The sequence below is a fragment of the Cucumibacter marinus DSM 18995 genome (genome assembly GCF_000429865.1).
GTDB classification, from domain to species: Bacteria; Pseudomonadota; Alphaproteobacteria; order Rhizobiales; family Devosiaceae; genus Cucumibacter; species Cucumibacter marinus.
The window spans coordinates 1-11016 of the sequence record NZ_AUCR01000021.1; the positions used below are offsets into that span (position 1 = coordinate 1).

General features: G+C 59.3%; 10 protein-coding genes. 3 read left to right on the plus strand and 7 right to left on the minus strand.

Annotated elements, in window-relative coordinates; genetic code table 11:
* The first annotated feature begins 508 nt into the window (after positions 1-508).
* Positions 509-916, plus strand: coding sequence for a nucleoside diphosphate kinase regulator (gene rnk / locus G489_RS0110735; RefSeq protein WP_035872456.1), 408 nt, complete (start codon positions 509-511; stop codon positions 914-916).
* A 170-nt stretch (positions 917-1086) separates the two neighbouring features.
* On the opposite strand, the gene G489_RS0110740 is transcribed toward rnk, so the two are convergent.
* The 6 genes from G489_RS0110740 to G489_RS0110765 all read right to left on the minus strand — a co-directional run bounded on the left by G489_RS0110740 (position 1087) and on the right by G489_RS0110765 (position 6655).
* Positions 1087-2325, minus strand: a complete 1239-nt coding sequence (locus G489_RS0110740) for an amidohydrolase family protein (RefSeq protein ID WP_029041544.1) — start codon at positions 2323-2325, stop codon at positions 1087-1089.
* 31 nt (positions 2326-2356) lie between these two features.
* On the minus strand, positions 2357-2956 hold the full coding sequence (locus tag G489_RS21860; RefSeq protein ID WP_051332540.1) for a thiamine pyrophosphate-dependent enzyme: 600 nt from the start codon (positions 2954-2956) through the stop codon (positions 2357-2359).
* Positions 2957-2961: 5 nt separating this feature from the next.
* Positions 2962-3465, minus strand: coding sequence for a thiamine pyrophosphate-binding protein (locus G489_RS0110750; RefSeq protein ID WP_035872457.1), 504 nt, complete (start codon positions 3463-3465; stop codon positions 2962-2964).
* A gap of 26 nt (positions 3466-3491) precedes the next feature.
* A complete protein-coding gene (locus tag G489_RS0110755) occupies positions 3492-5012 on the minus strand; it encodes a tripartite tricarboxylate transporter permease (RefSeq protein ID WP_051332541.1) in 1521 nt (506 codons plus the stop codon).
* Positions 5013-5041: 29 nt separating this feature from the next.
* On the minus strand, positions 5042-5587 hold the full coding sequence (locus tag G489_RS0110760; RefSeq protein WP_029041547.1) for a tripartite tricarboxylate transporter TctB family protein: 546 nt from the start codon (positions 5585-5587) through the stop codon (positions 5042-5044).
* Positions 5588-5692: 105 nt separating this feature from the next.
* A complete protein-coding gene (locus G489_RS0110765; RefSeq protein ID WP_029041548.1) occupies positions 5693-6655 on the minus strand; it encodes a Bug family tripartite tricarboxylate transporter substrate binding protein in 963 nt (320 codons plus the stop codon).
* Positions 6656-8036: 1381 nt separating this feature from the next.
* Between G489_RS0110765 and G489_RS20125 the strand changes: the two genes are divergently transcribed.
* Both G489_RS20125 and G489_RS21865 read left to right on the plus strand, forming a co-directional pair.
* The gene (locus G489_RS20125; protein WP_245578881.1) at positions 8037-9458 is read left to right on the plus strand and encodes a site-specific DNA-methyltransferase; all 1422 of its coding nucleotides are present in this window, start codon (positions 8037-8039) and stop codon (positions 9456-9458) included.
* Positions 9455-10063: a DUF5681 domain-containing protein gene (locus tag G489_RS21865; RefSeq protein ID WP_029041536.1), complete on the plus strand. Its 609-nt coding sequence runs from the start codon at positions 9455-9457 to the stop codon at positions 10061-10063. Before G489_RS20125 ends, G489_RS21865 begins: the two co-directional genes overlap by 4 nt.
* 53 nt (positions 10064-10116) lie before the next feature.
* Here the strand turns inward: G489_RS21865 and G489_RS20135 are convergent.
* Positions 10117-11016 (minus strand): McrC family protein (locus G489_RS20135; protein ID WP_035872442.1); only part of this gene is annotated, 900 nt, incomplete at its 5' end.

Below are 11016 nucleotides of genomic sequence, written 5' to 3' on the forward strand. Positions count from 1 at the left end.
CATCGGTATATTCTCCATGGCTTGAAGTGTTGGTTCACTATAAGCCGGCGACTTCGCGCTATCGAGGTTTGGCGCTTCAATTTGCTGCTCATCAGAGAAAAAGCCTGCCCCTCCTAGCGAATGGCCTTAGCACAGTTTTTCATTCGGCTTCTCAGCGCCTGTTCGTGATCGAAGCGCTGCAGGTCTTTTGGGTCAGGTCTTGTGGGTCGGGTCTTGGGGGGGTGAAGTCGGCATGCCCATTGAGTCGATGTTTCGATCAATGAAGCTTGACTTCAAAATTGAAAGCTGGCGCTATGCCGGGATGAACATCCGAGCACAGCTAACAGTTTTGCGCCTTCTCAAGGGACACCCGGTAACGGGAGCGTAGCCCGAAGCTCGGCCATGTGCGCCTCCCGAGCTTCGGGAGGAGCGCTTTTCGCCTCGTCACGATCAGCGCCTTCGGCGCCTTCACCATCACCGCTGAACCCTGAGCCTCCGGTCCGCTCGACCGGAGAAGATCGTGTGCACCATGTCGAGAGCTACTGCCACTACCCGAACCCTGCCTCCCCTTGTGCTGAATGCCCGGGATCATGACCGGCTGACCACCATGGCCAACGGCATCACCGGCCCGATGGCCGATGTTGCCGAACAGCTGCTGATCGAGCTCGACCGGGCCGAGATCGTCACGCCGGACAGGTTCCCTGCCGACGCTGTCGGGATGGGTTCCATCGTCTCGTTCAAGACGACCGACGGATTCGATCGCACCTTCCAGCTCGTCTATCCCGGAGAGGCCGACATCAATGCAGGCAAGGTCTCGGTGCTGACCCCGATCGGCGCGGCCCTGATCGGCCTGCGCGCGGGTCAGACCATTCCCTGGACCGCCCGTGACGGCCGCCATCTCCGGCTGACCGTCCTCTCGGTTCGTCTGGGTGAATGACGGCGGTTACCCCCCCGCAATCCCGTCAATGCCCTGACAGGGCGATCCGACACATCCGGGTCGCCCGCCCCTCTTCCGGTCTGGCGCTCTCCGGCTGTGATGGCGCCGCCCTTCCCAACGAAAAGGTTATGAACCATCATGAGTGTGGAGAATGTGAACTTGTTCAGATTTCACGGGCTACCCCGTTGCGGGTCGCCCACCACCAAATTGCCCCCAAGCACAACGAGTTGTCTACTCAACGGCATGGTAAAGGTGTGGGCGAAGCTTGGCTGATCAAATCCGACTAGGTCAGCTTTGCAGCCAACCTCCAGACCGTATCGTTTCAACCCCAATGTTGTTGCTGCACTTGAAGTCATCGCTGTTCTTAGGCAATCCAGCTCCGCGGGTTCCGTGAGCTGCGCAGCAATTCCCAACACCATGAGGGCGATCATTGGATCGCCATTGCCATAAGGCAGATAAGGATCCTGAATATTGTCGGATCCGGTAATCACGCGTACGCCAGCTGCAACGAGCTCGCGAACCGGCGTTACACCCCGAGGACTTGGAAAGGCATTCGACAGGCCCGCATCACTCCTACCTTGCAGAAACAGGTTGGTTAGCGGAAGAGCGATCACGGTAACGTCCAACTCGCGCAACTGCTCAATCAATTCTGAACGATGGCTTGGAGGAACCACGCCGAGAGAGCAGCAATGGCCGACAGTCACTCGACCGGAGAACCCCGACCTGTGCATCTCGTTCAGTACCGCTTCCAACCCGTGGCAATGCGGCTCAAGATGTTCATCAACGTGCAAATCGACATCGCAACCCTTCTCACCCGCAAGATCGAAGACTTGAGTGACAAATGGTCCGGGGTCGGCACGGCGACTAGTCCCACCGCCGATGGCGATGCAGCCCTGTTCAATTGCCCTTGCCACATTACGCCATGTGGACGCACCCGGCTTGACGTCAGAGCCAGCAAACGCCACCAATTGAAGCTCAATCTTGTCTCGGTATGGCGCTGCAGCCCGAATAATGCGGTCGATGGTTTCAGGCCCGTATCCCGGGCCAACATTGACGTGGCTACGAACCGCACATACCCCATGCCGAACCAATTCTGACAGGAGTATGCTGACCCTTCCCTCAAGAGCTTCACCATCGCGCAGGACGTCCCGCGATATCGAAGCTGCCTCCGAAATACTGCGCGCCCGCCCCCGGGTTTGAGTCAGCGCTTTGTCCAGATGGATGTGGGGTTCAACAAAAGCCGGGTAGACAGCCATGTTGCCGAGGTCGATCCGGGTGCCCCCCAAGACATCCTGCGCCGCGCCGAACCCGGTGATGCGACCACCCTGAATCGCTATCGAGACGGCCTCAGCCTGATTCCAGGGCCGGGCGCCGTCGATCACGAGGTCAGGTAGGTTCTTATCCGGCATGCTTGCCTCGCAGCGTTCAGGCGTTTCCCGGTTAGTAACCCTCGGGCCCGAACACTTCGATCCCGAAGCGCCGTTCCATAGCGCGGCCAAATCGGTATTTCATTTCCGGGCCCTCGAAGGGCTGAGGTGGCGCCAGGATTGGTCCGTCATCGCGTTCGACCTGAAGGTCGATGAAGCAGTGCCCGGGCTTCTTGATGTCAGCCAGGACCGCGCTCAACGCATTCATAGAATCAGCGGTGTAACACCGTTCCACACCAGCGCCGGCGGCTATGGCGGTGTAACTGCTGCGGCTGGCGCCGGTCATCGGCACGCCACCGACGGTCTGGTAGACTCCATTGTTGAGCACAAAGTGCTTGAGATTGGCCGGCCCTTGCCCGCTGGCGGTCAGTAGGGTGCCGAGATTCATGCAAAGCGAACCGTCACCATCGATAATCCATACCTGCTTGTCGGGCATGGCTACGGCCAAGCCGAGAGCAAAGGAGGAGGCAAAACCCATCGCTCCGTGCATGTAAAAGGTGTCTTCCGAACCGGTCACTTGCCACCACTCATTGGCGGACATACCGAGGGCACACACGACAATGACATCGTCGGTGTGCCGGGCCATCAAACCGAAGGTTTCTTTAATCTCCATTGTAATCAACCTTTCAGCAGTTTTCTGGCGAGGAACCCGATCACGGGGCGCTTTTGCATCCGGCACCATTCATAAGCGTGAGGCAGTTCCTCGATATCCGCGGTCGAGGTGATGCGGAAATAGGGGAAATCCAGGCTCTCGAGGACAGGTTTGATCCGACGGCCCTGGACTTCCTGATAAATGCGGTGATCGTCGCGACTGCCCCGCTCGGAGACCAGCATGAACAACGGGATCTGATGACGAAGGTTCAGCGTCGCCAGCTCACCCAGACAGGTGAACAGTCCGGTGGCCCCCATGACCGCAACCGATCGCGCGCCAGCGAAGAACGCGCCGCTTGCCGCCGCGACCGCCTCGGCCTCGCGGGCCACGCGAATGTGGGCAATTCCCGGCTCGCGATCAAGCCGCTGCAGGGTCGGTGTTATCCAATCGTCGGGCAAGCTGGCGGCCAGGCCCACGTCACATCTTTTGAGGGCTGCAACGAGCTGGTCATGGACCGTGGGGTTTGACATAGGCTTACTCCGTGTTGAGACGGCGATCAGGCGCCGTCTACGATCTGCCTGCGGGCGGCGGCCCGCCTTTTCCTGACGTATTTCCAGACCGGGGGCACCAGCAGTATCCAGGCGATAAAGATAACGAGTAGGGCGGATATCGGCCGCATGATCAGAATGCTGGGATCCCATTGGGAAATCTGCATCGAAATATGCAGGTTCTTTTCCGCGATCGGTGCCAGGATGAGCGCGAGGATCAGCGGAACCCTCGGGAGATCGGCATTGATCATCAGATAGCCGATCAGCCCGAACACTGCCGTAAGCATCAGGTCATAGATCTCGAAGCGCAGCGAATAGGCCCCGAATAGGCACAGAGTTATGAGCACCGGCGCCAGCCCACCGATCGGCACCTTGGTGAGCCTGGTGAGTAACCCCACAATCGACAGGCCCAGTCCCGCCACGATGATGTTTGAGAGGGCGAGGCCGATTACAATCAGATAGGCTATGTCGAGATGATCGCTGAGGAATCTCGGTCCGACATTAAGGCCGTGGATAGTGAGACCGCCTAGCAACACTGCCGTCGAGACACTGCCGGGGATACCCAATCCAAACAGAGGAATGAGGCTGCCCCCATCTTTCGCGTCATTGTTGGATTCTGGGGCGACCACCCCTTCAAGATTGCCGGTACCGAATGTCTCGGGCGACTTGGAGGTTTTCTTGGCATGCGCATAGGCGACGAAAACAGACACACTGCCGCCGATCCCAGGGATGGCACCGATCAGCACCCCGATGATCGAGGAGCGGACACACAGCGCCCAGCGCCTGAGACAAAAAACGATCCCCCGGCCAACTCCACGGGTGCCTGAGGTCACGTCCTGTTCGGCGATGGTTGCGCGATGAACTGCGACATGCATCAGTTCCGCCACGGCGAAAATGCCGAGCACCATGGCAACCAGGGGCAGCCCGTCCCAAAGTATGGTGTTGCCAAAGGTGAAGCGATACCCCCCCGTGACCGGGTTGAGGCCGATAAAGCTCAATAGGAAACCAAAGGATGCCACAAGCAATCCGAGCAGCAGGGACCGCCCCGCAACAGCGGCCAGCAACGTCAGCCCGAATATCGCCAGCCAGAAAAGTTCAGGTGGACCAAAGGCAAGCACCGTGGCACGCATGACTGGCATGATGGCGATGACCACCCCGACACCGAATAGCGCACCAAACACGCAAGCCATGGCTGCCGCCCCGATGGCCTCACCGGCGCGGCCGGCCTTGGTTGCAGGGTACCCGTCCAGGGCTGTTGCCAGGTTGGTCGGTCCCCCGGGAGCGTTGAACAGGATCGCTGAAATGGCGCCGCCGAACTCCACCCCGCCCATTGCCGCGATAAGCAGGATGACCGCCGGATAAACATCGAGATTGAAGCTCAGCGGGATCAGCAGGGCCAGGGCGACAGCGCCGCCCAAACCCGGGATAACTCCGACGAAAAAGCCGAATGCGGCACCTGCCAGCAGAAAGGACAGGTTTGGCCAAGAAAACACTACCAGCAACGCGGAAAGCAGACTTTCAAACATCATTCACAATCCGTGTTTTGCACAAACCGGCTCTATCCCAGGATCGTCGGAATCTTCACGATTCCGTCGAGATCGGGCAGCTTCAACACCATGTTGAAGATGATATAGCTGGCGATGCAGGTCAGCAGGGCATTCAGGAACGAAACCTTGTAACTCAGATTTCCGATAAATTTACAGAAAGCAAAAACAAAAATTGGTATTGCTAAGTAAAATCCAAAAAAATAGATGATGGAGATGTACAGAAATACAGAAACGATCACGAGTATCGTGCGGGGAATAGATCCGTATTCTTGGAATAGCTGAGAGAATGAGGGTCTTTCAGGGTGCGGTGTCGATTCATCGTGCTCGGGATCGCCATCTGCTTGCTGAACTTCATCGTCCCCTGTTTGAGGGCCAAGAGCCCGGCGCACCAGAACGAGAACCCTCAAGGCGAGCAGGATCGCGGTGATGCCCAGAAAGATCGTCGGCACGAAACGGGCGCCAGACGAGTAATTGCCCACATCAATGGCGAACACGACTGTCACGATGCCGATCAAGGCGAGAATGGAGATTTCGGAAAGATCTATTCTTCGGGACATGCCATCTCACCCCGGTTGGAGTTGCCAGGCCCGGCATGTTGCCGCGTCCCGGCATTTCACGAGCGCATATGACAAGGGGGCGTCGAGCGCCCCCCTGTCTGTGCGTTACTGAATGAGCTCTTTGAGCTCGTCGCCTATAGCTTCATAGCCAGCTTCGATCCGCTCAACGAGTTCTGTGAACTCCTCGCCGATCAGTGCCCGTTTGGGCAAATTGGCCTGCAGACGCCATTCGTCATATTCGGGATCGTTCATGGCATCGGCAAAGGCCTGGCGCAGAATCTCGAGAACTGGTTCCGGCGTACCCGGCGTGGTCATCAGCCCGCGCCATTGACCCATCACCGGCGGAGCGGTGTCAAACTCCTCCTGGGTGACGCCAGCCTCGAGGGCGGTCGGCACGTCTTCGAAGAACTCGACCGGTTCCTCCGACCAGGCGAGCAGCATATCGAGGCTTTCATCGCCTTCAGCAAAATTCGCCGCAGTGTTCACACCGAACGAGGTGGCATGGACCTCACCGCGCGCGACGGCCAACATCACGTCGGAAGTGCCCGGATAGTGGACAAACCGGACCGGAATACCGAGGTGCTGGTCATAGAGGAACAGCCCTTCGATATGGGCCGTGCTGCCGACGCCGGTGGTTCCAAACACGATCGGTTCATCACCGGCGGCCTCGCGCATATCGTCGATGGTTTCCCATCCGAGATCGGATCGAACAAGCAATCCGGTATCGGCAGCATATAGGCTGCCCAAGAAATCGAATTCCGACAGCTTCCAGGCGACATCGTCGTTGACGATGCTGTTGATGATGTCACTCGAGGTGATAGTCATAGTGATCTGGTGACCATCAGGCTCAGCGTCCCAGATCGAGGTCAGGGCGATGACACCGCCGGCTCCCGGGCGGTTAGTCACGATGACGGACTCATCACCTGGCAGATGCTTTTGCAGGAATGGCGCCAGACCGCGGGCATGCAGGTCCATGCCGCCACCGGCACTGCGGCCGACAACGATCTCGACCGTCTGGCTGGGAAAAGTGCCCTCTTGGGCTGACGCAGGCGCTGCGGTCAGAAGCATTCCGCAGATCACCGATACTCCTGACGCGATTATTCCAATTCGCTCCACATAGTTCATCGTCTCCTCCAATCTTCGGGCTTGATTGCCCTATTGCACGGGCTGTTGGCCCGGCTACGGTTAACCCGTATTATTTTGATCACATGCTATGATCACAAAATGAGATACGTCAAGCTCATGCCTGGCCGCCAATGGCGGACGTTGTTGTCGGCCAACACTCAACTCTGATCGAGTAGGGCGCCGCACAATGGCGGAGTCTGAAAAAGCGATACAGTTTACATAGTTAGAACGTTTTTCTAATATTCGCTGTTTTTATCTAGCGAGAGCCTAATAGATTTTAGAAACCGTCGAATCTGCGGAAGATCATGCCTTGATGGTCAACAAGGCGACAGATGTATTTACCTCGAATTCGGTTAATACCTATCCAGTTTGACACGAGTCTGATGAAATCAGTCCAGCGGTCGACATTGCACTTACCTGCAATCCCGGCGACATATGCTTCTCTGACATTCACACGTTGAGGAGCGGGCCCATCGGGGCTGAACAACCGCAAAGTTAGGTCGTCTGGCAGAGGCGATGCGCTTGACTCCCGCAAACGGTGGATGGCAGGACATTTGCTCGGATCGCATCCAAGAGAGCCTAAACGGGCGCTGGGGTAACGCACCTATTTCCAGCCAAAAAACTCGCACAATGACGGATAGACCTCGGGGAAGGAAGACGTGCTTGGCGTCTGACAACCCTGTCAGACAGCTTTTGCCTAGTTTCAGGCTAGCTGGCTTCGCAGCGTTGTCAGCATCCCCGAAAGGCCACTCACTTCGAAGGAAGTTGACCAGTTGACTGTAATGGCTTGGCGGCCCGAGAGATGAAATCGTGCGCTGATGTAGCTGTGGGCGCTCCTACCTGTCGCCCACACGTCCGACCGTTCCGCCCTCAGGCACTCGGGTCTGGGGGAGATTTGTTCGAGGCGCGCGGAAGCCTGGCGCTTACCGGCTACCCCGCTTCATTGCACTCGCCGAATCATGCCACTCGATTCGCTTGGGTCGCTTTCCTTGCCAGAGCCTGGAAAATGGCAAACCGGGCCGATGTTAGAAAATAGTTCTAGCTTTCAGAACGCTCCACGAGTCGGACTCTTCTGAAACTTGGAAAACCGTTTCCCTCCGGTCGGATTGTCCGGATTGGGCCGAGGCGGTAAATTGGGCCGTCACCTTGGAAGCGGTTAATCGGTACCAGGGTGGCACGGGAAGCTGATCCGATCAACTGGGCCGGCGCAGGCGCGTCATGCTGCACACAGGTTGGCTTCGGTTTCCCTTCGCGAGATGTGTGACACCAGCATCTTCATCGGCTTTTGAAACGACGAATGTCTCATTCGGCGAGGAGGATGGTTGTGCCCAGATCAACCCTGAAGATTGCTTACAAGAAGACGTCCGAGTTAACGGCGCATCCGCGCAATGCCCGAACCCACAGTGCGAGGCAGCTGGCGCAGATCGCGCGCAGCATCGAGCGGTTCGGCTTTACCAACCCGGTGCTGGTCGATGAGGACGGGGTTCTGATCGCAGGCCATGGCCGGCTGGCAGCCGCCGCGCAGCTTGGTCTCGAAACCGTGCCGGCAATCACGGTGAGGCATCTGAGTGACCGCGACAAGCGCGCCTTGATGATCGCGGACAACAAGATCGCGCTCAATGCCAGCTGGGACCTCGAGATCCTGGCCTCAGAGATCGAGGTTCTGAGCGATCCGAGCATCGACTTCGATGTCACCATCACGGGCTTTGAGACCGCCGAGATCGACCTGTTGCTGGACGCGAAACCCGACGCGCCGGAAGGCGATGATGAGTGGGACGGGCCAGGGGACAACGCGCGGGCCGTCTCGCGCCCCGGTGATTTGTGGCAGCTCGGCGATCATCGGTTGCTGTGCGGCGACGCCCTTGATGAGGCCTCATATCAGCGCTTGCTGGGGGATGAGCGGGTGCGCCAGGTGATCACCGACCCGCCTTACAATGTCCCGATCACCGGCCATGTCAGTGGCCTTGGCAAGGTCAGGCATCGCGAGTTCGCCATGGCCGCCGGGGAGATGGACCGGGCGGGGTTCACGGACTTCCTCGAAACGGTATTCGGGAACCTGGCCGCGTTCAGTGTCGATGGGGCGATCGTCATGGTGTTCATGGACTGGCGGCATGTCGGCGAGGTGATGGCCGCCGGGGAAGCGCGGTTCGAGGCGTTCAAGAACCTGGTGGTCTGGGACAAGGGCACGGGCGGGATGGGAACGCTGTATCGTTCGCAACACGAACTGGTCTTCGTGTTCAAGTCCGGCACCGCCCCGCATGTGAACACGGTGGAACTGGGCAAGCACGGCCGCTATCGCACCAATGTCTGGGCCTATCGCGGCGCCAACGGTTTTGGCCGGGGTCGGGATGAAGATCTGGCGACCCATCCCACGGTCAAGCCGGTGGGCCTGATTGCTGATGCGATCCGGGATTGCTCCAACCACAATGAGTTGGTGCTCGACCCGTTCGCGGGATCCGGCACCATCCTCCTGGCAGCGGAACGCAGCGGGCGGCAGGCGCGGGCCATGGAACTTGATCCACTTTATGTCGATGCCGCCATCCGGCGCTGGCAGGCCCGCACGGGCAAGACGGCCATGCTGAGTGATACCGGGGAAACGTTCGAGGCAGTGGCGGCAGACCGGCTGGCGGTGGAAACGGAGGACTCGCAGAAAGGCTTGGAGGAAGACAACCCGGGAGACTTGCCGGACGGCTACCCGGCGGCCTCGCTTGACGGCAGCGGGCCAGACCTGGAGGCGGCGTCATGAGCGGTTCTGACTGGGACAAGAGCGATCCCGACGAGGAGCCGGCGGTTGGCTATGGCCGCCCCCCGAAACATGCCCGCTTCCAGAAGGGCCAGTCGGGCAATCCCTCGGGCCGGCCCAAAAAGAGCGACGGCGCCGACGCCAAACAGCCAAGCCTTGAGGATGCGTTCAGGGCCGAGATGACAAAGACCGTGACCTACAAGCGCAATGGTGAAGAGGTTGAGGGCACAACCTTCGACGTGATGGTGAGCCAGTTGGCCGCCATGGCGATGCAGGGGGATCTCAAGGCGATGAAGTTTGTCCTGGCCTATGCCGAGAAGTTCAAGCTCGAGGCATCCCCTGAAGACCCCAGAAAGCGCGAACTCGCTGACGAGATCACGAAACATGTCATGGATGCGATCAACGAGAACACCCGTTACAGGCGCACGATTTGGCTCTACGAGAAGCACTTCGGTGAAATACCGCACCACGCCCGAATGGGCCATCCATGGACTCCAGAGAACGAGTTGGTCGAGATCCGCACCCGACTGAAGGAAGGGGCGCGTCAGACGCTCGCTCAACTGGGGTGGGACGACCCGGATGAGGCCAAGGAGGAAGAGGACTTCTAGGACAGCCGCCTAAGTGTGGACGCCGTTCCACTTCCCCCGCATTGCACCCTGGTTCAACCGCGGTCCGGGACCTGGTCGATCACGAGGCGCCTCAGTCGCTCCCTGATCGTATCGGGATCGGTCAGGTCAATGCTCGCCACGGCGAGCTGCGCCTGGCCCGGGTTGATCCCGAACCTGGCCTTGACCCCGTCGGCTTCACCGAGCCCGGCATGGTGCGGATAGAGCAGCGTCAGTCGCGACACCTCATAGAGCCCGGCATAGGCCATTACCTGGTAGACATCGCCCTGTGCCATCCCGCACTTGGGATCCGGATCGCGGTCCGGACGCGCCATCCGCTTCCACTTGGTGTCGATGATATGGACGATGTCATCGCCCCTGCGAACGAGGATATCCGGCCGCGTCTCGAAGACCGGCGCACCTGTTCGATTATCGGTCAGGCAGGAACGCCGCCCGCCTTGTCTCTTCACCGTGTATGGCGTTGCGGCGAGGGATCGGGTGAGCATCCGCGTGCAATAGGCTTCGAACAGGGCGTTCATCTCGAACAGCAGCGCAAAGCCCGCCTGCCCGCCATGGGTGGTCGATTGATACTGGCCGGAGAGAACAAGCCGCGCCAGGGCGACAAGATCGGCCCATTTGCGATTGGTGCGGTCGAGAAGAACCTTCACCCTTCGCCCGGCACTGGGCGTGATCGCTGACACCCCGTCATAGAGATCCAGCAATGCGCCAAGCTGCTGGCGATTGGCCGGGTGCCGGGCAAGGCGCGAGAGCTGCGTCAGCGCTGCCATGATGAGCCGGTTGAGCGCGATGTCCTCGGTCAGTGCATCGAACCGGCAGGCCAGCCGCGAGGGATTGACGGCATGCCGGGTGAACTGGCGCACCATGTCGAGTGAGCCCCGCAGGGCCGGCAGATCGTCTTCATGGTGCCGATAGTGCCGCGGCAGTCCGTCCCGGAT